25 protein-coding genes are annotated in these 23886 nt (G+C 56.7%); 15 read left to right on the top strand and 10 right to left on the bottom strand.

The window, feature by feature from the left end; genetic code table 11:
- Positions 1 to 17: 17 nt before the first annotated feature.
- Positions 18 to 377 carry an ATP-dependent Clp protease adapter ClpS gene (gene clpS, locus CLR77_RS13465; protein ID WP_097461184.1) on the bottom strand — a complete coding sequence of 120 codons (360 nt, stop codon included), beginning with the start codon at positions 375 to 377 and terminating at the stop codon, positions 18 to 20.
- Positions 378 to 698: 321 nt separating this feature from the next.
- Between clpS and cspD the strand changes: the two genes are divergently transcribed.
- A complete protein-coding gene (gene cspD, locus CLR77_RS20450; protein ID WP_097461183.1) occupies positions 699 to 971 on the top strand; it encodes a cold shock domain-containing protein CspD in 273 nt (90 codons plus the stop codon).
- A 346-nt stretch (positions 972 to 1317) separates the two neighbouring features.
- Here cspD and icd read toward each other — a convergent pair whose 3' ends face one another.
- A complete protein-coding gene (gene icd / locus CLR77_RS13455; protein WP_097461182.1) occupies positions 1318 to 2580 on the bottom strand; it encodes an NADP-dependent isocitrate dehydrogenase in 1263 nt (420 codons plus the stop codon).
- A 391-nt stretch (positions 2581 to 2971) separates the two neighbouring features.
- Here icd and CLR77_RS13450 point away from each other — a divergent pair, with 391 nt between their 5' ends.
- From CLR77_RS13450 to CLR77_RS13420, 7 genes are all read left to right on the top strand, one after another.
- Positions 2972 to 3610 carry a pseudouridine synthase gene (locus CLR77_RS13450; protein WP_097461181.1) on the top strand — a complete coding sequence of 213 codons (639 nt, stop codon included), beginning with the start codon at positions 2972 to 2974 and terminating at the stop codon, positions 3608 to 3610.
- A 2-nt stretch (positions 3611 to 3612) separates the two neighbouring features.
- Positions 3613 to 4077 (top strand): NUDIX hydrolase, encoded by a 465-nt coding sequence (locus tag CLR77_RS13445; protein WP_097461180.1) that lies wholly within the window; start codon positions 3613 to 3615, stop codon positions 4075 to 4077.
- Positions 4078 to 4172: 95 nt separating this feature from the next.
- The gene (mnmA, locus tag CLR77_RS13440; protein WP_319823065.1) at positions 4173 to 5354 is read left to right on the top strand and encodes a tRNA 2-thiouridine(34) synthase MnmA; all 1182 of its coding nucleotides are present in this window, start codon (positions 4173 to 4175) and stop codon (positions 5352 to 5354) included.
- A complete protein-coding gene (hflD, locus tag CLR77_RS13435) occupies positions 5351 to 5983 on the top strand; it encodes a high frequency lysogenization protein HflD (RefSeq protein ID WP_097461179.1) in 633 nt (210 codons plus the stop codon). Before mnmA ends, hflD begins: the two co-directional genes overlap by 4 nt.
- A gap of 113 nt (positions 5984 to 6096) precedes the next feature.
- Positions 6097 to 7476, top strand: coding sequence for an adenylosuccinate lyase (purB, locus tag CLR77_RS13430; RefSeq protein WP_097461178.1), 1380 nt, complete (start codon positions 6097 to 6099; stop codon positions 7474 to 7476).
- 127 nt (positions 7477 to 7603) lie between these two features.
- On the top strand, positions 7604 to 8758 hold the full coding sequence (locus CLR77_RS13425; RefSeq protein WP_097461177.1) for a cupin domain-containing protein: 1155 nt from the start codon (positions 7604 to 7606) through the stop codon (positions 8756 to 8758).
- Positions 8755 to 9720 (top strand): GNAT family N-acetyltransferase, encoded by a 966-nt coding sequence (locus CLR77_RS13420; RefSeq protein ID WP_097461176.1) that lies wholly within the window; start codon positions 8755 to 8757, stop codon positions 9718 to 9720. The genes CLR77_RS13425 and CLR77_RS13420 overlap by 4 nt, the downstream gene beginning before the upstream one ends.
- Here CLR77_RS13420 and CLR77_RS13415 read toward each other — a convergent pair.
- Positions 9709 to 10719, bottom strand: a complete 1011-nt coding sequence (locus CLR77_RS13415; protein WP_097461175.1) for a LysR family transcriptional regulator — start codon at positions 10717 to 10719, stop codon at positions 9709 to 9711. The two genes, CLR77_RS13420 and CLR77_RS13415, sit on opposite strands and share 12 nt — an antisense overlap.
- 170 nt (positions 10720 to 10889) lie before the next feature.
- Between CLR77_RS13415 and CLR77_RS13410 the strand changes: the two genes are divergently transcribed.
- The 3 genes from CLR77_RS13410 to CLR77_RS13400 all read left to right on the top strand — a co-directional run bounded on the left by CLR77_RS13410 (position 10890) and on the right by CLR77_RS13400 (position 14726).
- Positions 10890 to 11390, top strand: a complete 501-nt coding sequence (locus tag CLR77_RS13410) for a SixA phosphatase family protein (protein WP_097461174.1) — start codon at positions 10890 to 10892, stop codon at positions 11388 to 11390.
- Positions 11391 to 11479: 89 nt separating this feature from the next.
- Positions 11480 to 12265 carry a hypothetical protein gene (locus CLR77_RS13405; protein WP_097461173.1) on the top strand — a complete coding sequence of 262 codons (786 nt, stop codon included), beginning with the start codon at positions 11480 to 11482 and terminating at the stop codon, positions 12263 to 12265.
- A 97-nt stretch (positions 12266 to 12362) separates the two neighbouring features.
- Positions 12363 to 14726 carry a hybrid sensor histidine kinase/response regulator gene (locus CLR77_RS13400; RefSeq protein WP_097461172.1) on the top strand — a complete coding sequence of 788 codons (2364 nt, stop codon included), beginning with the start codon at positions 12363 to 12365 and terminating at the stop codon, positions 14724 to 14726.
- On the opposite strand, the gene CLR77_RS13395 is transcribed toward CLR77_RS13400, so the two are convergent.
- The 4 genes from CLR77_RS13395 to msrB form a co-directional block, all read right to left on the bottom strand.
- On the bottom strand, positions 14723 to 15187 hold the full coding sequence (locus CLR77_RS13395; RefSeq protein ID WP_097461171.1) for a MarR family winged helix-turn-helix transcriptional regulator: 465 nt from the start codon (positions 15185 to 15187) through the stop codon (positions 14723 to 14725). The genes CLR77_RS13400 and CLR77_RS13395 overlap by 4 nt on opposite strands.
- Positions 15188 to 15223: 36 nt before the next feature.
- A complete protein-coding gene (locus CLR77_RS13390; RefSeq protein WP_097461170.1) occupies positions 15224 to 15721 on the bottom strand; it encodes a glutathione peroxidase in 498 nt (165 codons plus the stop codon).
- 108 nt (positions 15722 to 15829) lie between these two features.
- On the bottom strand, positions 15830 to 16498 hold the full coding sequence (locus tag CLR77_RS13385) for a DNA-3-methyladenine glycosylase I (RefSeq protein ID WP_198962762.1): 669 nt from the start codon (positions 16496 to 16498) through the stop codon (positions 15830 to 15832).
- Positions 16495 to 16899, bottom strand: coding sequence for a peptide-methionine (R)-S-oxide reductase MsrB (gene msrB, locus CLR77_RS13380; protein WP_097461169.1), 405 nt, complete (start codon positions 16897 to 16899; stop codon positions 16495 to 16497). The genes CLR77_RS13385 and msrB overlap by 4 nt, the downstream gene beginning before the upstream one ends.
- A gap of 120 nt (positions 16900 to 17019) precedes the next feature.
- Between msrB and CLR77_RS13375 the strand changes: the two genes are divergently transcribed.
- From CLR77_RS13375 to CLR77_RS13360, 4 genes are all read left to right on the top strand, one after another.
- A complete protein-coding gene (locus tag CLR77_RS13375) occupies positions 17020 to 18234 on the top strand; it encodes a pyridoxal phosphate-dependent aminotransferase (RefSeq protein ID WP_097461168.1) in 1215 nt (404 codons plus the stop codon).
- A 62-nt stretch (positions 18235 to 18296) separates the two neighbouring features.
- Positions 18297 to 18770 carry a hypothetical protein gene (locus CLR77_RS13370; protein ID WP_097461167.1) on the top strand — a complete coding sequence of 158 codons (474 nt, stop codon included), beginning with the start codon at positions 18297 to 18299 and terminating at the stop codon, positions 18768 to 18770.
- 124 nt (positions 18771 to 18894) lie between these two features.
- Positions 18895 to 19782 (top strand): protease HtpX, encoded by an 888-nt coding sequence (gene htpX / locus CLR77_RS13365; RefSeq protein WP_198962761.1) that lies wholly within the window; start codon positions 18895 to 18897, stop codon positions 19780 to 19782.
- Positions 19783 to 20021: 239 nt separating this feature from the next.
- Complete coding sequence (locus tag CLR77_RS13360; RefSeq protein ID WP_097461166.1) at positions 20022 to 20216, top strand: PA1571 family protein; 195 nt, start codon at positions 20022 to 20024, stop codon at positions 20214 to 20216.
- A gap of 119 nt (positions 20217 to 20335) precedes the next feature.
- Here the strand turns inward: CLR77_RS13360 and pdxB are convergent, their stop codons facing one another.
- The 3 genes from pdxB to CLR77_RS13345 form a co-directional block, all read right to left on the bottom strand.
- Positions 20336 to 21478 (bottom strand): 4-phosphoerythronate dehydrogenase PdxB, encoded by a 1143-nt coding sequence (gene pdxB / locus CLR77_RS13355; RefSeq protein ID WP_097461165.1) that lies wholly within the window; start codon positions 21476 to 21478, stop codon positions 20336 to 20338.
- 58 nt (positions 21479 to 21536) lie between these two features.
- Complete coding sequence (locus tag CLR77_RS13350) at positions 21537 to 23117, bottom strand: DEAD/DEAH box helicase (protein WP_097461491.1); 1581 nt, start codon at positions 23115 to 23117, stop codon at positions 21537 to 21539.
- 125 nt (positions 23118 to 23242) lie between these two features.
- Positions 23243 to 23866, bottom strand: coding sequence for an elongation factor P hydroxylase (locus CLR77_RS13345; RefSeq protein WP_227519924.1), 624 nt, complete (start codon positions 23864 to 23866; stop codon positions 23243 to 23245).
- Positions 23867 to 23886 lie beyond the last annotated feature (20 nt).

Here is a 23886-nt window from a genome sequence, read left to right as displayed (position 1 = left end):
GGTCACCCCGATATCTATCAGTCGGCACGTTCTATCTCGCAGAGTAGCGGATGTTCACACTCAGAGGAATATTGATTCACCTGTGCTGCCTTGGTTTCTGCAATATCCCTCGTGTAAACCCCACAGACTGCCTTACCCTGCGTATGTACGATCAGCATCACCTGCGTGGCCTTCTCTTCATCCATGCCAAAAAACTTCATCAATACGTCAACCACGAAATCCATTGGCGTATAGTCGTCATTCATCATGACAACCCGATACATCGATGGACGCTTAAGCGCGGGTTTCGCCGACTCCAGTGCGACGCCGTCTTCGCGCTCCCCTTCGTGATCACCTCCTTGATTCAATATTAGTAGACTATTTTCCAGTTTAAGCATGTTTCTCACCGGATTGGTGAATCCAAATGTGTCAAATGGTTACTCCGGACACTGAATTCAAGGCTTGCGGATGACCATAGGCACATGTCACAACCCCAAGCTTCCCGATTCATTTGCCGGCCTTCAAGCTACTTCTATCATAGCGCCCTGCAACACCTGCGAACCACCATTCACGCATCTTGACTATGTATGAAGATTAGTCAAAAGTAGCCAGTGGGCGCTGTTGGTACGGGATTAATATCGTTATATAACAATTAAATATCCCGAGGACATGACTTGCAGCGTTTTGCTTATAAAAACGATGAAACAAGGGAGTGGAAAATGCCTCAAGGTAAAGTGAAATGGTTCAACAATGCCAAGGGCTACGGCTTCATCATTGAAGACGGTTGCAGCGAAGACCTCTTCGCGCACTTTTCTTCCATCCAGATGGAAGGTTATAAGACACTGAAAGCGGGTCAAAGCGTCAGCTTCGAAAAGCAGCCGAGCGATAAGGGCACTCATGCGGTCAATATCGTTCCGCAGGACAAGCTTGAGCAGCAGGCGGAGCATGAACCTGAAACCGCTCAAGTCACCGCGGTAGCCGCAAACGCCTAAAAGGACTAGCGCCAGCCACTAAGCCGGCATTCCGTACAGCCCCTTGATGACGTCAATAGGCTGAGTCTTTTTGCGCCTGCAAAAAAGGGGCACTGCCTAACTACCTTGCCAAGTATCAAGATGTCTGGCAAGGAGGCTCTCTTATACTGCCTTTTTTATCACCACAGCCACTATCCACACCATAAGACGAAGATCGAGTTGTCGTTATACGTAGATATGGCTAATTCAGATTTACAACCTGAACAAGAGACAAAACGAAGGCAGGGTTCAGGAATTTGGCGGAAGCAACCGCTCCCGCCAAAAGTCGGGACTCACCAGCGCAAGGCCGGTGGCCCCGTCAAACCACTCAGCGGTCCATATTGGTAACGACAGCGTCACCAAATTCGGAGCACTTGAGCAGCGTGGCATCAGGCATCAGACGTTCGAAGTCGTAAGTAACCGTCTTCGCCTCGATCGCCCCTTCAACGCCTTTGATAATCAGGTCTGCGGCTTCGGACCAGCCCATGTGGCGCAGCATCATTTCCGCAGACAGGATCAATGAACCAGGGTTCACCTTATCCTGGCCGGCGTACTTCGGCGCCGTACCGTGGGTAGCCTCGAACATGGCTATGGAACCACCGATGTTGGCGCCCGGAGCGATACCGATACCACCCACTTCCGCGGCCAGGGCATCGGAGATGTAGTCGCCGTTGAGGTTCAGGGTCGCGATGACGCTGTACTCATTGGGACGCATCAGGATCTGCTGCAGGAAGGCGTCGGCGATAACATCCTTGATGATGATGTCGCGGCCAGTCACAGGATTCTTGATCGTGTGCCAGGGACCACCGTCAAGGGGCTCTGCACCATAACGATCACGTGCTAACTCGTAACCCCAGTCACGGAAAGCACCTTCGGTGAACTTCATGATATTGCCCTTGTGCACCAAGGTAACGGAGGGCATATCGTTGTCGATCGCGTACTGAATCGCCTTGCGCACCAGACGCTGCGTACCTTCCTTCGACACCGGCTTAACGCCGATACCACAGCCTTCGGGGAAACGGATGTTCTTGACACCCATTTCTTCGCGCAGGAAGCGAATCAGCTTCTTGGCATCTTCCGAGTCAGCCTTCCACTCGATACCTGCGTAGATATCCTCCGAATTCTCACGGAAGATAATCATGTCGGTCAGCTCGGGATGGTTGACCGGGCTGGGAACACCCTTGAACCAACGCACCGGGCGGATACAGGCGTAAAGATCCAACTCCTGGCGCAGGGCAACGTTCAGGGAGCGGAAACCACCGCCCACCGGCGTCGTCAGAGGGCCCTTGATGCTGACAGAATACTCTCGCAGCACTTCCAGGGTTTCTTCCGGCAGCCAGACGTCCGGACCGTAAATCTTGGTCGACTTCTCACCACAGTATACTTCCATCCATACGATGGAACGCTTGGAACCGTAAGCCTTTTGGACCGCGGCATTAACCACCTTCATCATGGCCGGCGTGATATCTGTACCGATACCGTCGCCTTCGATGAAAGGAATAATGGGGTGGTTAGGTACGTTCAGGGACAGGTCCGCGTTAACAGTGATTTTGTCACCGTCTTTAGGAACCGTAATCTTTTGGTATCCCATGCTTGTCTCCGTATTGGTGAAACGAAAGATGCACGTTTTGATAGCTGTAGCTGATAGCTAGCGTGGACATCCGGGCCGGGGGGCGGCCGCAAGCAGCCGATGCGATGAGCAAACCGGACCTCCACCGAAATCTGAGCACCCCATCCTCTTGTGACGGACACGCTTCAGTGACAGGCACCTGGCGGGGGGTTATGACAGGTGGCGGCGTCGCCGTCATACATCGCTATCAAACCTGGGAGCGAACGACTACACTTCGCTTCCCATTAAGCGCTTCTGAGCTGTCGGCAGTATATTAGAGGGAATGAAGCCGTTTTTGTAGTTTTATTACACGAAGATCTAAGCCCCTCCCTGCCGGGCGTAATTTTATTACAAATCGCGACACGACGCATCCATGGCAACACTGATCCTTCTTAACAAGCCGTTCAACGTGCTCTGCCAGTTCACCGATACGAAAGGGCGGGCCACGCTGGCCGACTACGTAGACGTGCCTAACGTCTACGCTGCCGGGCGTCTGGACTACGACTCCGAGGGACTGGTCCTGTTGACCGACGACGGCAGCCTGCAGGCCCGAATCGCCTCCCCACGCTTTAAACTCCCCAAAACCTATTGGGTACAAGTCGAAGGCACTATCAGCGACGAAGCCCTCGACGCACTCCGTCACGGCATCAATCTGAACGACGGCCCCACTCGCCCGGCCCAGGCGCGCCGGATTTCAGCCCCGGACCTTTGGCCACGCCAGCCTCCCGTACGTGAACGGCGCCAGATCCCGACCAGCTGGCTGGAACTGACTTTGTCCGAGGGCCGCAATCGTCAGGTTCGCCGCATGACGGCTGCGGTAGGCTACCCTACACTGCGCCTGGTTCGCTGGGCTGTGGGCGACTGGACACTACAGGGTCTTGCGCCGGGCGAATCCCGCGTCCTGTCCGTACACCTGTCGCAGGGCGCCTCTCGGCCGGCTCGACGACAGGGCGGCCAGCGCCCGACACCCAAGCCTCGCACCCACGCCACCCGACACAAGAGGAGCCCATAACCATGAGCTGGACACCCCACGCTACGGTCGCAGTCGTCGTCGAAACCGACGGCCAGTTCCTTATGGTCGAAGAAGGCCGGGAAGAGGCCCGTGTGTTCAACCAGCCCGCAGGCCACGTCGAAGAGAACGAATCGCTGATCGATGCGGCCCGTCGTGAAGCCCTGGAGGAAACCGGCTGGCAGGTGGAACCGACGGAATTTCTCGGCCTCTATACCTGGAAAGCGCCCGCAAACGGCGTGACATACTACCGCTTCTGCTTTGTCGCAAAGGCGGTCGAACAGGTTACTACGGAGCTGGACCCGGATATCGTAGCCGCCCACTGGCTGTCCTATGACGCCCTGCTGGCACGTGCCGAATCCCTACGCAGCCCACTGGTGATGCAATGTATCGACGATTATCGCCAGGGGCGTCGCTGGCCGCTGGACGTTATTCGGGAATTGCAGGCAGAGCCTTCCAACCAAGCCTAGGCCGTCGCGGGATCCTGCATGCGTACAATCCACAACAGGCAACCGGGCAATTTGCCGCAAGATTGATACAATAGCGCCTCTTTGACCGATCCAAGATGAAACGCAACGACATGAAAAAGGCTCCCCAAGATACCCGAGTTATCGTCGGCATGTCCGGCGGTGTGGACTCTTCCGTCTCAGCCCTGCTGTTGCAGCAACAGGGTTACCAGGTGGAAGGCCTGTTCATGAAGAACTGGGATGAGGACGACGGCACCGAGTACTGCACGGCCATGCAGGATCTCGCTGACGCCCAAGCGGTATGCGATCGCCTGGGCATCAAGCTGCATACAGCGAGTTTCGCTGCCGAATATTGGGATCGGGTATTCGAACATTTCCTCGAAGAGTATCAGGCGGGCCGCACGCCCAATCCTGACATTCTCTGCAATAAAGAGATCAAATTCCGCGCATTTCTGGATTACGCACTGACGCTGGGCGCCGACTATATTGCGACCGGCCATTACACCCGGTCCCGCGTGACGGAAGGACAGGCTCAGTTGCTCAAGGGCCTGGACCCCAACAAGGATCAGAGTTACTTCCTGCACGCCGTATCCGGCGACAAGATCGCCCGAACGCTCTTCCCGGTTGGCGAGCTGGAAAAGCCCCGCGTACGCGAACTCGCCGAAGAACAGGGTTTGATCACTCACGATAAAAAGGATTCCACCGGCATCTGCTTTATCGGCGAACGCAAATTTCGCGACTTTCTCAAGCAATACCTACCCGCTCAGCCCGGCGAGATACAGACCCCGGACGGTGATGTTATCGGTCGTCACCAGGGCCTGATGTATCATACGATCGGCCAGCGGGAGGGCCTCGGCATCGGCGGGCTGCGCGACTATGGCGATGCGCCGTGGTATGTCGCGAAAAAGGATCTGGAACGCAACGTGTTGGTGGTCGTCCAAGGCAAACAGAACCCCCTGCTTTTCGCCCGCGCCCTGACCACCGGCACCGTTGACTGGGTCGCCGGAGAAGCTCCCGACATGCCCTTGCGCTGTAAGGCCAAAACGCGCTACCGGCAGCCCGATCAGGACTGTGTCGTAGAAAAGGTAGACGGCGGATTCCATGTTGTTTTCGACCAGCCCCAAAGAGCGGTGACGCCGGGGCAGTCCGTGGTCTTTTATCGGGGGGATATCTGTCTCGGGGGCGGTGTTATTGAGCAAAGCTTCCGTGATGATGAAATCGCTGAAGCCGGCGCTGTTCTCACGCATACCATTCCTATCGACAAGGCGTCACACCCTTGAGCTATACGCAAGAAGATCGCACCGTTGCTCTGGCCGGAGTCTTCCAGGCGGCCGCGCTGGTACACCAGATTGCCCATCGCGGAACCTGTCCGGAAGCCACTATGGACAGCAGCCTGATGTCGCTGTTCGTTACAAACCCACAGTCAACCATCGATGTCTTTGGTGACTACTATGGTATTCGCCTGGGCTTACAGGAAATGGGCGAGGTGCTGGATCGCCAGACCAGCCATAAGGATATCGAGATCCTCCGCTACAGTCTTAACCTGGTTCACCTCAGCGGCAGGCTACGCCGCCGCAAGGATATGCTTGACCTGATTGGGAAGCGCATCGAACAGGCTCGCCATACGGCCGATCATTTTGGCTATACCCACAGCAATACGCTGAGCAATCTGGCGTCCGTTTACCTGGACAGTATCAGCACCTTCAGCCAGCGCATCCAGGTGACGGGAAATCCATCGCACCTGCGGGTCGACAGCAACGCCGTCAAGATTCGCGCACTGCTGCTTGCGGGAATCCGCTCCGCCATCCTTTGGCATCAAACCGGAGGCCGCCGCTGGCAGCTGGTCTTCGGGCGGCAACGGTATATCAAATCCGCCCGGCAATTGGCCGCCTCCCTCGGAACACACTGAATCCCCGAGTCATGGGGGCCTTCAATGAGGCCCCGACAAAATCGCCGAAAATACACCGGTATTGGTGTATCATTGCATCCCTTCTCCGGTATCGAATTTCAAGAGGTCTTCTGATGGAACTGACTGCCCTGACCGCCATCTCCCCGGTCGACGGCCGTTACGGTGATAAAGTCCAGGTATTTCGCGAAATCTTCAGCGAGTATGGGTTGATCCGTTGTCGCGTTACGGTGGAAATTCGCTGGTTGCAGCAACTGGCCAATCATCCTGGTATTCCCGAGGTTCCGCCTTTCTCCGAAGCCGCCAATGCCTGGCTCGATCAGTGGATCTCCGAATTCAGCCTGGCGGACGCCGAACAGGTCAAACAGATCGAGCGCACAACCAATCACGACGTCAAGGCCGTTGAATACCTGATCAAGCAGAAATTCGATGCCGTCGCTGACCGCTTTCCCGAGTTGCAGGCCGTCACTGAGTTCGTTCATTTCGCCTGCACCTCCGAAGACATCAATAACCTGTCCCACGCATTGATGCTGCGCGAAGGCCTGGATCATGGCCTGCTGCCCGCCATGAACCAGATTCTCGACCGCCTCACAGGGCTGGCCCAGGATCTCGCCGACCAGCCAATGCTCGCCCGTACCCATGGCCAGACCGCATCGCCGACAACCATGGGCAAAGAACTGGCCAATGTCGTGCACCGTCTGCGCCGCCAACTACGGCCGATTCAATCGGTCGAACTGCTCGGAAAAATGAACGGTGCCGTTGGCAACTACAACGCTCACCTGTCCGCGTATCCGGATGTCGACTGGCAGGCCAACGCCGAAGCCTTCGTGACATCCCTGGGGTTGACGTGGAACCCCTATACCACCCAGATTGAGCCGCACGACTACATCGCGGAACTGTTCGACGCCGTTGCCCGTTTCAACACGATCCTGATCGACCTCGACCGGGATATCTGGGGTTATATCTCCCTGGGCTATTTCAAGCAGAAGACTGTGGAAGGTGAAGTGGGCTCTTCGACCATGCCCCATAAGGTCAACCCTATCGACTTCGAAAATTCCGAAGGCAACCTGGGCCTCGCCAATGCGATTCTCGGGCACCTGGCCAGCAAACTCCCGATTTCCCGTTGGCAGCGCGATCTGACCGATTCCACCGTGCTGCGCAACCTCGGTGTCGGCTTTGCCCATAGCCTGATCGCCTACCAGGCCACCCTGAAGGGCCTGAACAAGCTGGAAATCAACCCGGCAAGACTCTCCGCCGATCTCGACCAAAGCTGGGAAGTCCTGGCTGAGCCGATCCAAACGGTCATGCGCCGATACAATATCGAACAGCCTTATGAAAAGCTGAAAGCCTTGACCCGGGGCAAAGCGATGACCCGTGAAGTCCTGCAACAATTCATTGCCCAGTTGGATATCCCCCAGGACGCCAAGGACCAGCTTCTTGCGCTGACACCTGCGACCTATACCGGTAACGCCACCGATCAGGCGCGCGCCATCTAACCGGGCCTTTCTGCTGATGGGTGCAGTCCAACTGCATCCACCGGCTAGTATCTCGACACTGCAACTTCACGCCTTGATGCCTGTGTATCGATACCAGCGCATTATGGCTGACTATCAGGAGCTCACCATGTCCGTGCTCGGCGACCTTTCGATCGAGACCTTCCTGCGCGATTACTGGCAAAAACGTCCCTTGCTGATCCGGCAGGCGATTCCAGACCTGGTTTCACCGATTTCCGCCGACGAGCTCGCCGGCCTGGCCTGCGAAGAAAACGTCGAGGCACGTATCGTTATCGAAAACGACAACGGCAAACCCTGGCAGCTCCGGCACGGTCCTTTTGATGAAAGTCATTTCGAGAAACTTCCGGATAGCCCCTGGACACTCCTGGTCCAAGGCCTTGATCACTGGGTACCCGAAGTCGCCGAACTGCTTGACCGTTTTCGCTTCATCCCCAACTGGCGTCTTGACGACATCATGGCCAGCTACGCACCGGATGGCGGCAGTGTCGGCCCGCATTTCGACTATTACGATGTTTTCCTGCTGCAGGTCGAAGGCCGCCGGCGCTGGCAGGTGGGGGGCAACTGCGACAGCCATTCTCCACGCCTGTCGGGGACGCCTCTACGGATTCTGAGCGACTTCCAACCCGACGAGGAATGGGTACTGGAACCGGGCGACATGCTTTATTTACCGCCGCAGGTTGCCCACTGGGGTGTGGCGGAAGGCGACTGCATCACCTTTTCCGTTGGTTTCAGGTCACCGACCCACGAAGAGATCATTACCAGTTTCAGCGACTACTGCTGCCATCAGGAAGACAGCGAGCGGCACCTGGAGGACCGTGACCTGCGCCTGCAGGACAACCCCGGCCGAATCGACACACAGGTACTGGACGACCTCGAAGCGATTATCCGGGAAAAACTGCTCGACCGCCGTCAGCTTACGCTCTGGTTCGGCCAGTTCTCCACCGAACCCAAGCACGAAGACATTGTCATCCCCCTCGATGAACCCTGGAGCGACCAGGACATTCGAGAACTGATCGACAGCGGGGCGCCCATTTGCTGGAACGAAGGCTCACGTTTCGCCTACCATGATCTGGGTGACGAAACTGCTCTGTTCGTTGATGGCGAGCGTTACCTCTTGCGGGGAGAAGCCCGCGAACTGGCACCCCTGCTCTGCCGCCGCTATGAGGTGGATACAGAACAGCTGGCCCGCCTCATCGACGATCAGGCCTTACTGGAGCTGGTGACCCTGCTATTCAACCAGGGGAGCCTCTATGATGCCTCATGAGCTTACAGGTTGAACGTTTTCCCTGGCATCGTCTGCCTCAGGCAGCGCGTCGGCTCAGGGAACGGGTATTCATCGAAGAACAAGGCGTACCTGCCGATCTGGAATGGGACGACACCGACGAGATCGCCGAACACTTTGTCGGCTTTGACGATAACGGGGATGTCGTCGCTGTCGGGCGACTTTACCCTTCCGTCGTGGAAACCGGACGCATAGGGCGAATGGCGGTTGAACCTTCGGTGCGCGGTCAGGGTATTGGCAGCGCACTGCTGCATGAGATCATGCGTGCAGGCGCTCAACGTTACGCCTTCCTCTGCCTCAGCGCACAGGAGCAGGCCATACCCTTCTATGAGCGCAGCGGATTCCACCTGTGCTCTGAGACCTATGAAGAAGCCGGCCTGCCTCACCGGGACATGCGCTGTGCCGCGGCCCAACTCATCCTACGCTCGCCCGCCGACGCGCCCTTTCCCATGCAACTGGGGCGCGACGACAGCAGCTGGCTATACTCCGACGTGCGCGACTGGAGTCAGTTGGCAAATCACCTGATCGGCCAGGCCAGCCAGCGACTCTGGATCTATGACAGGCAACTGGAGCATGAGCGCTACGACTCCGAGTTTCTCTATGACGAAATGTCACGCCTTGCCCGTCGTCATCGTGCGACCGAGGTGCGCTTACTGATTCAGGATGATCGCCCGCTGGTCGAGCGCCGTCATCGGCTTGTTCAACTGATGCAGCGCCTCCCCAGCAGTATCAGTCTTAAGCTGATTAACCCGGCTTACCCCTTCGACGAAAGGGCCTTCATTATCGCCGATAACGACGGGCTGCTGTTCCGGCACGACTGGTCGGCGCCGGCCGGATTCGCCAATTTCAGCGCGTCGGGCAAAATCCGCTTATTGGCAGAGCAATACCAGCGCCAGTGGGACTATGCCAAGGCATCCGTCGAACTACGTCAATTACCGCTCTGACGGATTGAGCGGCCGCGGCCCACTCGGCTCGAACTGTACACCGAAAGGTGCGAATTCCTCATCGACCTGATGGGCGACATCGACGATCACTCGGCGCAGCCATTGATGGTCCGGGTTGTGTTGCAGTAGGGGGCTCCAGGCCATTTTTAACTCAAAGGGCGGAATATCAAAGGGAGGCGCCTTGATCACCAAAGCGGGATTATCCCGCTGCCGCCACGCGGCACGGCTGGGCAAGGTCGCAATCAGGTCATGCTGCTCCGCCAGCAGCGTGGCCACTTGATAGTGACGGGTAAATACCGAAATACGCCGTTTACGCCCCATTCGCGCCAGGGCCTCATCGACCCAACCCAAACGCTGAACATCCTTGGGATTGACGCCCACGCCTACCCCAAAGCCCGTCTTGCTGACCCAAATATGACTCGCCGCCAGATAGGTTTCCAAAACGAACGGTTCCTGCAGGATCGGATTGCGGGCACTCATCAGGCAGGCAAAGTAGTCCATCCAGAGCGTTTTCTGGTGAAACGATTGGGGGATCTTGTCGAAGCGATTGATGGCCATATCCACCCGCCCCTGCTCGACGTCCAGAAAGCTGACATCGCTGGGTGTCAGCACATCCAGAGTGACATAGGGGGCTTCCTGGCGGATACGTTTGAGAACCCGGGGAATCAACGTCGATTCGGCATAGTCACTGGCCATGACCCGAAACACCCGCTGGCTTTCCTCTGCCTGGAATGAACGAGTCGGCTGCACGGCTCGCTCAACCTCCGCCAGAATGGACCGCACAAGCGGCTGTAATTCCGTCCCACGGTCGGTTGCCGTCATGCCTTCACTGGTGCGAACCAGAATGGGGTCGTCGAACAACTGGCGTAAGCGTCGAAGACCGTTACTCAATGCCGGCTGCGTGATACCGAGGTGATTGGCGGCCTTCGTCACGCTTTTCTCGCGCAACAACACATCCAGGTAAACCAGCAGGTTGAGATCAACTCGGGATAGGTCCATCAGGCGCCCCTTCGTACAACATAAACGTACGGCATTATCCCATCATTCACCATCTAAATGCATCCACACCGAACATACATGGAAAAAATTCCGGAACCGACGCATGCTCGCATGGGTTCATATTGGTGTGCTAAAACGCAAAGACCTCCCTTAACTTGAGCGCTATCGCCATGAAAACGTTAACCCTCCTCCGGCATGCGAAGTCGTCCTGGAAGGATACATCGCTGAAAGACTTCGACCGGCCTCTGAACAAGCGGGGCAAAAAGCAGTCCGCGGCGATGGGCGATCTACTGGCCAGCCTGCACTGGTCGCCGGATATTCTGGTCGCCAGTCCTGCCGTCAGAACCTACAACACGGCCCGCTGTGTGGGTGCCCACCTTTCCCTCAAAACGTCAGCGCTGACCACCGACAAAACCCTGTACAACGCCGACTGGAGCCAGTTGTTCGAGTGTATTTGCCGTACTCCCGATCACATAGACCACCTGATGATCTGCGCACATAATCCTGGACTGACCGATGTGATAAACCGCCTTAGCGATAGCCACATCACCAACCTTCCCACCTGCGGATTGGCCGCCATACGTTTCAGCGTCAAATCCTGGTCCGGGCTCGACCAAGTCCAGGGCACCCTTTCCCTGTTGCTCACACCGAAGGGTCTCAACTTTCGATAACATTTCGACATAACTCGCGACTTTCCGTTATCCAACAGTGAGCTATACTGCTGGCAAACGCAGAATCATTGCAGGTGTGAACTGTAGTAATGACAACTACCAATATTGTCGTATTGTTCGGTGTGCTGGTAATCGCGTCGATTGGCATCATCTTGTTCGTGCAGGCACGAGAGCGCAATCGCCTCGAGCAGGCTCGACGTCTGACCGCACTTGAAGATGCCCATTCACGCATGAACCGCATGCTGAATGAACTGCCTCCGCAGTTTCTTACGAATGAGCTGCGCTTGTTGATCGTCGACCGTGCGATCGAACTTTGCGGGGAAATGCGTGCGCTCAAATCAACGATGGATATCGACACCTTGCTCGCCGATGACAAAAGTCGGCGTCAACAGATCATCGAATCGGCGAAGGGGCCGGCCCCAAAGCCTTTACCGATCGACAACAAAGAAACGTTCGATACCGCCAAGCATCTGTTGGAATTACTGTTCCGCTTCGTCGAAGCGCGACACAAAAGCGGCAAGCTGGCGACGTCTGTCGCCCGCCAGCACCTCAAGCAGATTCTGTTTTTCGTCCACCGGGCCCAGGCGGACTTGCTGGCGCATACTGCCAATGAACACCTTCAGCGCAAAGACTTCCGCAAGGCGATTCACTGCCTGAACCTCGCCTGCACTGAACTCGAAAAGAGCAAGGACAATCCAGAAGCCGTTAAGGCGATCAAGGGATACCGGCAGAAAATTGAGGAATTGCAACAACAAGCCCTGGGCAAGCAGCCCGCCGCTAAACGCGCCGAAGACACCAACCGTCTCGATAAAGAAATGGAATCCATGCTCAAGGACGAAGATGCCTGGAAGAAAAAAGCGGATTACGACTCCTGATTCGCACGGTATAACATATCAACGGGCACCCGACGGGACTATCGGGCAAAGGCGTTCGATGACGCCGCTCCAGCACACAACGGGATGAGTGCATACCGTGAAGATTGACGTCGCCAAACGCCTGTCGTTCAAACTTGCGCGTAACACGGTTTTGCTCGCGCTGACGCTCGGCATCCTGTTGAACTTCGTACAGGTCACTTTTGACTATTTCAACGCGCAGCGTGCCATGGATCAGGAGATTCGGGCTCTCCTCGACATTAGCCACAGCCCGGCGTCGCAAATCGCCTATAACATCGATACACGCCTCGCCCAGGAACTCCTGACAGGCCTGCTTCAGCACCCCGCCATCGTGCAGGCAAAAATCGTTGATCCTGACGGCCGGGTCCTGGCCAAACGCGAACGCCCTGTCAGCGAATCCCCCTACCGATGGCTCAGCGATCTTCTGTTTGGCGCCAAGCGCCAATACACGGAACAACTGCGCGTGCCTCAGCTCTCGGATATAGACCTGGGGCACCTGGATCTGGTGGTCGACACCTACTATTACGGCACCGCGTTCCTGCAGCGGGCGGCGTCGACCATCATCAGCGGATTCGCACGGAGCCTGATCCTCGCCGTTATCCTGCTGTTCCTCTACTACGTCATGCTGACCAAACCGCTATTGGCCGTGATTGAGGCCCTTTCCCAGGTCGATACCGACACACGGGAAAAAATCCGCCTGCCGATTCCCCTGGGACATCGTGAAGACGAGATTGGATTGCTGGTCAGTATCACCAATGAGCATCTCGACAAGATCGATGAAAACCTACAGAAACTGCGCGAAGCCGAAGGGCGCTTGAAAGGCTATTCCGAAGAGCTGGAACAGATCGTCGAAGCCCGTACCCGCGAAATCTCCGACAAGAACGAAGCCTTACAGCGTAGCAACCGTGCGCAGATTCAGGCCAAGGAGGACGCGATGCGCAGGGCCCGCGCCCGTGCCAACTTCCTGGCCAGCATGAGTCATGAAATCCGCACGCCGCTAAACGGCCTGCTGGGCATGGTGAGCCTGGCGCTCGATGAAGAGCTGTCGCCTGCGCAACGCAACCGATTGCAGATTGCCCTGAGTGCCGGACATAGCTTGCAGAGCCTGCTCAACGACATCCTCGACATATCAAAAGTCGAGGCCGGCAAACTCAGCCTGGAACATATTCCGTTCAGCTTGCGCGAACTGGCGGAAGAAAACGCCGCACTGCTGTCTCAACAGGCCGCTCGCAAGCAGGTGGCCATGGTGGTCGATGTCGCGCCGGATCTACCGGATACCTACCTGGGTGACCCGACCCGCATCCGCCAAATCATTGCCAACCTTCTGGGCAACGCCATCAAATTCACCGACAAGGGTAGCGTGACATTAAGGGTGGAGGCGGCATCCCAGGGTGTAATGCTGCGTATATCGGATACCGGTATCGGTATTTCTGAACTCTCTTTGGAGCGTATTTTTTCGCCCTTCTCGCAGGCTCACTCGGACACCACCCGACGTTTCGGGGGAACGGGTTTAGGGCTCGCGCTATGTCGCCAGTTGGTCGACCGTATGCGAGGCTCCATCAACGTCGAGTCGCAGGAAAACGTGGGTACCTCTTTTATTGTCACACTGCCACTGGAAATCGCTGAAGACGCTTCAGCCGGCGCCGACCCACGTTTCCTCAAGGGTTATCGCGTCCTTCTCAATGTTTCTGAAGAGTATCTTCACCGCCCGGCCCTGGTGGCCCAGTTGGAGTACTGGGGCGCTGAAGTGAGTATCCGGCCCTCGCTGGAACCCGAAATACTGAAACAGGATAATCCCGATATCCTGCTGATCCGTTCCGCCACACTCCGCTCTCAGCGATCCTCACTCCCCGCAGAAGATCAAGCCAAGATCCTCGTGTTGGACGAACCGGAAAATAGACTGACCGATGCCGACACGACCATTCGCGTGCAACTTCCACTCTGCCGTGCCCAATTCAGGCATGCAGTCCGGGCCGTATTGGGAATGGCGGAAGAAGTGCTCCCGGGACGCAGCGACCAAAGCAACATGGAGGATATTTCTCTTCAAGGCGTTCGCGTATTGCTGGTGGAGGATAACCGGGTCAACCAGATTGTTGCGAGCGGCATGCTGCGAAAACTCGGCTGCGCCGTCACCCTGGCGGAAAACGGCGAGCGCGCCCTGACGACCCTGGAAAAACAAAGTTTCGATATGGTCCTGATGGACTGCCAGATGCCGGTTATGGATGGTTTTGAAGCCACCCGTCATATTCGTCAAAACGGTCGCTGGAAAGACCTGCCTGTCATTGCCGTCACGGCCAACGTCATGCAGGGCGACCGGGAAGACTGCCTCCGCGCCGGCATGAATGATTATGTCACCAAACCATACAATATGGATGCCCTGCGGGTCGCCATCAGCAAATGGCTGACCGACCGGGCCAGCCATCGACTGGAGCGCGATGCCTAACCGTGATCAGTCACTTTCTCCAAGTGTTCGAGCAACTGATACAGGGTCTGCCTCAGACTGACGAGCTGTTCGCGCTCCATACCGGCCCGGCAGACCAGCTCCCGCGGAACTGACCTGGCACTTTCCCGCAAAGCGGAGCCGGACGCTGTCAAATGCAGCGTCACGATCCGTTCATCCTGCTGGTCGCGACGCCGCTCGAGCAAACCGTGCCCAGCCATTCGCTTCAATAACGGGGTAAGCGTACCGGTATCCAGACGCAACCGCTGCCCCAGATCGGAAATCTTTACGACCTGCCCCGACCGCTCCGCCTCCCAGAGCACCAGCATGACCAGATACTGGGGGTACGTCAGATCGAGATCGGCCAGCAACTCCCGATATTCGGCTGTTACCGCACGGTTTGCCGCATAAAGCGCAAAACACAGCTGATTGTCCAACCGAAGCCAGAGATCATCTGCCTCCATCGAAGCCGGGGCGTCTGAAGACACGGGGATACTCCGTTAAGCCGCTTTCAGTAATTTTTCGATGTCGGCCTTGAGCGCTTCCGGCTTCACTGTCGGCGGATAACGCTTAACGACCCGGCCGGACCGGTCGACCAGGAACTTGGTGAAGTTCCACTTGATCCCTTCAGAACCCAACATGCCCTTGGCGGAATGCTTGAGGAACTGGTAAAGCGGGTGCGCATCCGGACCATTGACCTCAACCTTGGCAAACATTGGGAATGTCACGCCGTAATTGAGCGAGCAGAACTGGCTGATTTCGTCATTACTACCAGGGTCCTGGCTGAGGAACTGGTTACAGGGAAAACCCAGAATAGCCAGCCCCTGCGATTCATAAGCCTCATTCAGCGCCTGCAAGCCCTCAAACTGCGGTGTAAAGCCGCACTTGCTTGCGGTATTGACGATCAGCATCACCTTGCCGCGATACGCCTCAAGAGCGAGTTCGTTCCCCTTGATATCCTTTACCGCGATGTCGTAAATCGACGTATTCTCTGCCATATCCAAGTCCCTTTCCCATGATTCGGTTATGCTAAAAGCATTGCACAAAATAATATTGCGCACAATCTTTTATGAAAACCGAACGACTGAAGGCGGCCCTGCCCGAATTCAATCCACGGTCAGTGACAGTATCCGACTCAGGTGAGCCAGGGGGCGCCCGCTCTCAGATTGCCACGTCAGAAATTGGGCCGTTACCCGCGCGATGTCATCTTTACGGGTGGGCTTGCCGTCGATCACGTCGAGCGCTTTCAATGCCGCGAGCACATCATCGGTGAAAACAAATGTATCTCGCCCACACAGTCGCAGGAAACGCGGAGCGGAATGCCCTCCCATTCGCTCAAAGCGCTTTCCCAGCACTTTCCAAAGGCCGACAAGATCGCTGTCCGGCCATTCCGCCAGCCAGCGCCCAAACCCGCCGTGCTCCCGACTGATCGCCAACATCTCCGCAGCATTGATCGGAATCGTCCTTAACTTGCCCCAATGACGAATTAACCGTGGCTCCTGCATGGCTTGTTCGAGCTGGGGCTCCGACAACAGCGATAGCTTTTCAGGATCGAAATGCCAGAACCATTCCTCGAAAAACGGCCAGCGATCATCGATCACCGAATGCTTCATCCCTGCCTGAAAAATGCGGCGAGACATGGCGGACAGGAAATAACCGTCAGGGCGGGAAGCCAGCTCGCCCCCGGTCAGTACCGCCGGCATACGGGCCTCCAGCGCCTCTGGACTGCCCAGGCGACGAAGAGCCCGGTCTTCGATAATACGGAATGACGTCACCCTTCCTGACCCTCTTCATCCAGTTTCAGGGAGGCAGAGTTAACGCAATAGCGTAAGCCCGTTGGGTTCGGGCCGTCCTCAAAAACATGCCCCAGGTGAGCCTCACAACGGCTGCAAACGATTTCAGTACGAACCATCATATGACTACGGTCGACATGCTCTTCGATGGCAGCCTCCGCCACCGGCTGCCAGAAACTCGGCCAGCCGGAACCGGAATCGTATTTTTCGCCGGAACGAAACAGGGGCTGCCCACAACAGGCACAGACGTAGGTGCCCTGCTTGTGACAACCGTTGTAGAGACCGCTGAATGGGGGCTCTGTGCCTTTTTGCCGCGTGATGCGATACACTTCAGGTGAAAGCTCTTTTTGCCATTCTTCGTCAGATTTCATCACTTTTTTCATAGACCGAGCCTCCTTTAGAATACGATCCTCAGCTCCAATAATGCCGTACTTTTACGCTGGCTGCCCGTCAACGGTAAGAGCTTGGCCCTGTTCTCCGGTTTTCAAGGATTGCCGACGATCATGCAAAGTTTCAAGAAGTCATCAAAACTGGACAATGTTTGTTACGAAATTCGTGGTGTGGTGCTTCAGGAAGCCCGCCGCCTCGAGGATGAAGGTCACCGCATCCTCAAGCTCAATATCGGTAATCCTGCCCCCTTTGGCTTCGATGTCCCCGACGAGCTACAGCAGGACATGATCTACAACCTGCCCCAGGCCCAGGGATACTGCGAGTCGAAGGGCCTTTTCTCGGCGCGCAAGGCGGTCATGCAATATTGCCAGCAGCGGGAAATTTCCGATGTCGACATCGAAGACATCTACATCGGCAACGGTGTCAGCGAACTCATCGTCATGTCGATGCAAGCACTGCTCAATACCGGAGACGAAGTCCTGATTCCCGCGCCGGACTATCCTCTGTGGACCGCCGCCGTAACCTTGTCCAGCGGCAAACCCGTCCACTACCGGTGTGACGAACAGCAGGACTGGTACCCGGATATCGACGATATACGCAGTAAGCTGACATCGCGGACCCGCGCCATCGTACTGATCAACCCCAACAACCCGACCGGCGCTGTCTATTCCCGCGATTTGCTCCAGCAGATCGTGGATCTTGCCAGGGAGCACAACCTCGTGGTGTTGTCGGATGAAATCTACGACAAGATCCTTTACGAGGATGCCACCCACATCTCAACGGCATCGCTGGCCAATGACGTCCTGTTCTTCACCTACAACGGCCTGTCGAAAAATTACCGGGCTGCCGGCTACCGTGCCGGCTGGATGGTCATCAGCGGAGCCAAGTATCAGGCCCGCGACCTCATCGAAGGCATCGACATGCTGGCGTCCATGCGCCTCTGTGCCAATGTTCCCGCACAGTTCGCCATCCAGACTGCACTCGGCGGTTATCAGTCAATCAATGACCTGGTCGCCCCCGGTGGACGGTTGCGCGAACAGCGCGACACGGCCTGGCGACTGCTGAACGATATTCCCGGGGTAAGTTGTGTGAAGCCGAATGGCGCGCTATACCTTTTCCCCAAGCTGGATCCAAAACGCTTCCCTATTCAGAACGACGAGCGACTGGTGCTGGATCTGTTGCTGCAGGAGCGCATCCTGCTGGTGCAAGGGTCGGCCTTCAACATCGACGACCGCCAGCACATGCGCGTGGTGTTTCTGCCACGGGAAGACCTCCTCGAAGACGCTATCAAGCGTCTGGCACATTTCCTGGCCAGCTACCGCCAATAGAAAAGAAGCGGGGTGCGTCTTAAGGGCGCCCCCCGTTTCACCGACGGTAAGACAGGAAAATCATGGCCGACATCCATATCGACGACTTCTACAAGGACACCGCTCGCATACTGCTGCAGCTTTACAATGCCTTCCCGCGCAAGGCCAGCGTTTTCGTCGAAGACATCGCCGGTCCGGATCAACCCGATGAATTCGGCCTTCACAGCAAGCGCCATATGGCCTGTTTCGGTGCCATGCTCTGGCTCGCCGAAGAAGGCTTTATCCGCTACGTGGATACCATCCGACAGGAAGCCGTCGATCAGGCCATCCTGACCCAGCAGAGTTTTGTCCGACTAAGCTCCCTTAGCCGGGACCCGCAGCTTATCGCCTGGGCGTCACCTCCCCCCGATGCACCGGAAGCGGTCAAATCCAACTACCTCTCGCATATCAACCTGATCCGAGAAGCGCTGCGCGATGGCGGCTCCGAGCGAATCACCCAAACCCTGCACCGCATCCTTTTTCCGGTCGATTCCCCCACAACTCACATCGCAACATGACAGTAAATTAAGGGATTGACCCTATTGATTCGAATCCCTATCGACCTTAAATATTCCTTAAATTTATGATCGACTGTCATTGCGGTCATGGATTCACTCTCAGGGTATAGGAGTACACTGGTCTATGATGCGAATCCTGCTGTTTCTTGGCACCAACCTGGCTATTTTGTTGGTAGCCAACATCACACTTCGGCTACTCGGCGTAGACAGTTACATGTCCATGCACGGCATGAACTTCAATGCGCTGTTGATTTTCGCCGCCGTCTTCGGCTTTGCCGGTTCCTTCGTGTCGCTGCTGATGTCCAAATCGATAGCGAAATGGACAACCAGGGCCGTTGTCATCGACAGCCCCTCAAATGCCAGCGAACAGTGGTTGCTGACAACCGTGGGCGAATTGGCGCGTAACGCCGGGATTCGCACGCCCGAAGTAGCCATTTTCCCAGCCGACCAGTCCAACGCCTTTGCCACGGGCTGGAACAAGAACGACGCACTGGTTGCCGTCAGCTCCGGCATACTTGAGCGCTTCGATCGCGACTCGTTACGAGCGGTTCTCGGTCACGAAATCGGCCATGTGGCGAATGGCGACATGGTAACACTGGCCCTGATTCAGGGCGTTTTGAACACTTTCGTGATCTTCTTCGCCCGAATTATCGGCGACGTTGTCGACCGCGCGGTGTTCCGCTCAGAAGAAGGCCGCGGCATTGGCTACTTCCTGGTTACCATGGTCGCAGAAGTGATCCTGGGCATACTCGCCAGCCTGATCGTCATGTGGTTCTCCCGGCAGCGGGAATTCCGGGCGGATGCCGCCGGTGCTCGCCTGGCGGGAACGGAGGCCATGATTAGCGCGCTCAATCGCCTGAAACGGGAGTCCGAAATACCGGATGCCATGCCGGAATCCATGCAGGCTTTCGGCATCAGCCAGGGAAAGCGCTCCGGTCTGGCCGAACTGTTCTCCAGCCACCCGCCCCTGGATCTGCGGATTGAAGCATTGCGCGCCCGTAAGTATCAGTAAACACCGCATCGTAAGGGGGGTCGGTTTCCACTCTGCCAAGGCGCCAAGGATGGCTCCGGGCCCCCATCTTCCCAGGGCTCTTTTCCTCCGTCACTACCGCTGACCGGCTCACAATTTTTCACGATGTGTCCGACCTTTTGACGAGGCAAAATGTCAAAGATCAGTCATACTCGAACTGTAGCGTAATGACGTTGGTTTCAGCAGTGACCTCAACAGAAACCTGTCGTGGAGGCCGGACTATGCGCACACAACACTATGTAGCCCAACAGCCCCCTGTGGCTGCAGAAACCTCGATGAATGGGGCGGCTCTGGTGATGGCCGACGGCCATGAAATCCCGATCACGAACGCCATGATTCAGGAAGCGCTTGACGCGCTCGTTGAAGAGGAAGAGTGGAAAATGGGCGAACGCTTCGAACTTCCGCCCAAAGGCTAGGTCACCGGAACCTGCCGCGTAAGCGCGATTTACGGCAATAGAAACCGTTAGCACGGCGTCTTGACGGCAGAAGACCGCACAACGAAGGGCGGTGCATTCAGGGCTGAATGAGCAATAACCTAGCGTTTTATGCTGAACCCCAGCACCGTGAAGTTGCGCTCCATCTCCCGGGCAGCTCCTTTCAGACAGATTTTGACGCTGCCGCATTCCCGCCGTACCCGATAATGCCGCCGCAACTGATCGAAATAAGCTCGACGTTCATCCTGTGGCATCCGCAACAGGCCCCGAAGCAGACCATCATCGTATCGGATGTCATAGCAGGCCCGGATTGCGGTATGAACCGCCTCTTCCGTGCGCGCTGACGCGGTGAAAGCCAACAGGCTCAGCGGAGGCTCCGGCAAGTATTGCTCTGCCCGTCGCAAAACCGGCAGCCCCAAGTGCTGGCACAAGGCTCTATAGATCATTTCCGTCCCGTTGACCTTGCCATCGAGACTGTAACCCGCGATATGAGGTGTCCCTAACCATACCCTTTCCAACAACTCGGTATCGATATCCGGTTCCGGCTCCCAGACATCGAGCACGACCAAGGGTGCGTTGGGTTGTTTCAAGCGTGCTTTGAGCGCCTGGTTGTCTATGGCAGGGCCGCGGCCACTGTTGATCAATAATTGGGAGGCATTCAGTCCTGCCAACCGATTCGCATCCAGCAGGTGCCAGGTGGGAAACTCACCATCCCGTGTAAGCGGCGTATGCAGTGATACCACATCGCAGGCCAGCGCCTCTTCCAGGGAGACAAGCCCGCCTTCCCCTTTTGCCTGCAAGGGCGGATCGTTAGCCTTGACCTGACATCCCAGCCCGGCCAGCCGCTGCCGCAAGCGTGAGCCAACATTGCCACACCCAACGATACCAACACTGATGTCCTGCCAGGACCGGCGGGTTCGCTCCAAATAGAGGGATATCGCGCAGGTTACGTACTCAACCACCGAATTGGCATTTGAGCCGGGCGCACTGGCGAAGCTAATCCCCGCTTCATCCAGAGCTGCCCGATCAATATGGTCGACGCCAATCGTTGCGGTTCCAACAAAGCGGATCGGTGTTCCTGCAATCAGCTCCCGGTCGACGCGCGTAACAGAACGCACGAGGAGGACATCGGCATCCTTCAAGTGCTCCCGCTGCATCTGACGCCCCGGAACCCGGCGGATATCCCCAAGGTCACCGAAAAAACTTTCCAGCAACGGAATATTCTCATCAGCTACGATACGCATGCCTGAGCACCCTATGACGCCAGAAACTGGCCGTTAACCTGTCAGCGTTACCGGAACTTCAAGCGCGTCTGCGACCTTTTCCACCCCCACCCTGCCGGCCACCCTGGCGCGGACGGGAACGGGACGTCGAGCGGCGCTGCTCGGCGACGGCCAACTGAGCCAGAAGGGATTCTTCAGGAATAACGCAGTTCAGCTTCTGCCCGATGTAGGCCTCGATGGCCGGCAGGGCGAAAGCGTCATCTTCGCTGGCAAAGCTGACCGAGACACCCGACTCTCCGGCTCGACCTGTACGCCCGATACGATGGACATAGTCTTCGGCATTTTCCGGCAGGTTGTAGTTGAAGACGTGACTGACACCATCTACGTGAATCCCACGTCCGGCCACGTCCGTCGCCACCAACACTTGAATATCACCCGCCTTGAACTGTTCCAGCGTTCGCAGACGCTTGTTCTGCGCAATCTCCCCGGACAACAGTGCTGAACGAACCCCCTGCCGGCGCAGGGCCTCTTCCAGATCCCGGGTCTGGTCACGGCGGTTGGCGAAAACAATCGCCTTATCCACGGGATGCTGCAGCAGGTAATTACACAATACCTTCAGCTTGTCATCTTCGGACACCATATAGACCGTCTGCTCGACGCGCTCGGCCGTCTTCTGCTCGGGCTCGATCTCGACGAAGGCCGCCGCCCGAGTCCACATGGACGCCAGATTGAGTACATCCTGATTGAAGGTGGCGCTGAACAACAGCGTCTGACGCTCCTCTCGCGGCGTACACTTACGGATGATGCGCTTCACATCCGGGATAAAGCCCATATCCAGCATTCGATCGGCTTCGTCGATAATGAGAAGGTCCAACTGATCCAGGAACACATCCTGGGAACCGAGAAAATCGATGAGGCGACCTGGCGTCGCGACCAGGATATCGACAACGTGATGCCGCAGCTGTTCGCGCTGGGTATCGTAGTTCATCCCGCCAACGACGGTTACCACGCGGTGGCCCGTATACTTGCACAGGCCTTCGGCGTCGCGACCAATCTGTAAGGCCAGCTCCCGGGTCGGCGCCAACGCCAGCACCCGCGGCTCGCTGGCAAAACGCTGCTCTTCGGAAATCGGCTTTTCCAGCATGCGTTGAATAGCCGTGATCAGGAAGGCGGCCGTCTTGCCGGTGCCGGTTTGAGCCTGACCAATCAGATCGTTACCGGCCAGCGTCTGAGGCAGGGTTTCTGCCTGAATCGGCGTGCAGTACTGAAACTGCGAATCAGCGATCGCATGCAAAAGTTCTGTGCCCAGTTGGAAGTCGGTAAAGCGGGTCTTGCCCTCCGCTTCAGGCACTTGGTAATCCTCGGGCTTCCAGGGTTTTTCCACCGGCTTGGGTGCCTTTTTCTCTGGCGGGGCAAGAGGCGCCGGACGGTTCTCTTTTGGCTTGTCGGTGCCGCCCTTTGCGACGGCATCGTCAGCCTGCTTTCGCGGCTCAGCGGCTGCCGGGACACCTTTAGCCGGCGGCACAGACCTGTCGGCGACTGACCTGTCGGCAACTACCTTGGCCTTGGTGCCAGCACCCTTGGGTTTTGCTGAAGTCGTGTCGCGTACCGGAGACGGTTGCTGTTGCGCTGGCGCGGGGGATCCCCGTAGCCACCGCATCAGCCACTGCCAAATCATTTTCAACCAATGCATAATTAATAAACCCTAATCAATTGATTTATCGCTATTAAGCGATCATAGATAATTCTGTATCCGTCGCCGTCATCCGATATACTGGACGGATTTCAAAGGACGGCGAGATCAAAATTCGCCGGACCAAATTGGTCGCTTCGACGGTAAAATGCCAACAGCGCCGCCAAAAAACGGCCGCCCCTGGCAGGCAATCCTCGATCCAGGTATCGATGCGCTTGCTCCCAGACAGCTTGCCTGAAAGACTGGTCATTACCAGACTTGGCGCCGTTTAGGTTGTCCAGGCTGACATGAAAGCGAACACCGGCAGCTTCGGAAAACAGCCACTCAAGAGCTTGTGGCCGCACTTCCACCTGTTCAAACTGTCGTTGCTCATCCGCAGTCCTGCCGTCGGGGCGATACCAGTAACCGAAATCGACTTTGCGGCGGCGCTCGACACCTGCAATACACCAGTGACTGATTTCATGCAGTGCACTGGAAAAGTAACCGTGCGCAAATATAACACGATCATGGGGACAGCTCTCGTCCCGTGGCAGATAGATCGGCTCGTCTTCGCCACGTACCAGGATGGTACCCTCTGTTTCCTCGAACAAGCCGTTAAATAAGGCGATCAGATCGTTGTAGTCATGGTTCATTACAAGACAGACTTCCACGTTTTCTCCGGGCGCATTGTACATGCCGCACGGCATTCGGCATACGGCGTTGCCCCCTGTCGCCAACCGGCATATCCGGTGCGGGG

The organism is Mangrovitalea sediminis (assembly GCF_002514725.1).
GTDB lineage: Bacteria > Pseudomonadota > Gammaproteobacteria > Pseudomonadales > Oleiphilaceae > Mangrovitalea > Mangrovitalea sediminis.
The sequence above is the reverse complement of the archived record's forward strand: the minus strand, read 5'-3'. Positions and strand labels throughout refer to the sequence as shown.

Coding starts and splice junctions, on each gene's coding strand:
- htpX (WP_198962761.1), top strand. CDS start 18,895: ATGATGCGAATCCTGCTGTTTCTTGGCACCAACCTGGCTATTTTGTTG.
- CLR77_RS13390 (WP_097461170.1), bottom strand. CDS start 15,721: ATGGCAGAGAATACGTCGATTTACGACATCGCGGTAAAGGATATCAAG.
- icd (WP_097461182.1), bottom strand. CDS start 2,580: ATGGGATACCAAAAGATTACGGTTCCTAAAGACGGTGACAAAATCACT.
- CLR77_RS13425 (WP_097461177.1), top strand. CDS start 7,604: ATGTCCGTGCTCGGCGACCTTTCGATCGAGACCTTCCTGCGCGATTAC.
- CLR77_RS13350 (WP_097461491.1), bottom strand. CDS start 23,117: ATGCGGTGGCTACGGGGATCCCCCGCGCCAGCGCAACAGCAACCGTCT.
- msrB (WP_097461169.1), bottom strand. CDS start 16,899: ATGAAAAAAGTGATGAAATCTGACGAAGAATGGCAAAAAGAGCTTTCA.
- CLR77_RS13450 (WP_097461181.1), top strand. CDS start 2,972: ATGGCAACACTGATCCTTCTTAACAAGCCGTTCAACGTGCTCTGCCAG.
- CLR77_RS13360 (WP_097461166.1), top strand. CDS start 20,022: ATGCGCACACAACACTATGTAGCCCAACAGCCCCCTGTGGCTGCAGAA.
- clpS (WP_097461184.1), bottom strand. CDS start 377: ATGCTTAAACTGGAAAATAGTCTACTAATATTGAATCAAGGAGGTGAT.
- CLR77_RS13375 (WP_097461168.1), top strand. CDS start 17,020: ATGCAAAGTTTCAAGAAGTCATCAAAACTGGACAATGTTTGTTACGAA.
- CLR77_RS13405 (WP_097461173.1), top strand. CDS start 11,480: ATGACAACTACCAATATTGTCGTATTGTTCGGTGTGCTGGTAATCGCG.
- cspD (WP_097461183.1), top strand. CDS start 699: ATGCCTCAAGGTAAAGTGAAATGGTTCAACAATGCCAAGGGCTACGGC.
- CLR77_RS13415 (WP_097461175.1), bottom strand. CDS start 10,719: ATGGACCTATCCCGAGTTGATCTCAACCTGCTGGTTTACCTGGATGTG.
- CLR77_RS13395 (WP_097461171.1), bottom strand. CDS start 15,187: ATGGAGGCAGATGATCTCTGGCTTCGGTTGGACAATCAGCTGTGTTTT.
- CLR77_RS13370 (WP_097461167.1), top strand. CDS start 18,297: ATGGCCGACATCCATATCGACGACTTCTACAAGGACACCGCTCGCATA.
- mnmA (WP_319823065.1), top strand. CDS start 4,173: ATGAAACGCAACGACATGAAAAAGGCTCCCCAAGATACCCGAGTTATC.
- CLR77_RS13420 (WP_097461176.1), top strand. CDS start 8,755: ATGAGCTTACAGGTTGAACGTTTTCCCTGGCATCGTCTGCCTCAGGCA.
- CLR77_RS13410 (WP_097461174.1), top strand. CDS start 10,890: ATGAAAACGTTAACCCTCCTCCGGCATGCGAAGTCGTCCTGGAAGGAT.
- pdxB (WP_097461165.1), bottom strand. CDS start 21,478: ATGCGTATCGTAGCTGATGAGAATATTCCGTTGCTGGAAAGTTTTTTC.
- purB (WP_097461178.1), top strand. CDS start 6,097: ATGGAACTGACTGCCCTGACCGCCATCTCCCCGGTCGACGGCCGTTAC.
- CLR77_RS13445 (WP_097461180.1), top strand. CDS start 3,613: ATGAGCTGGACACCCCACGCTACGGTCGCAGTCGTCGTCGAAACCGAC.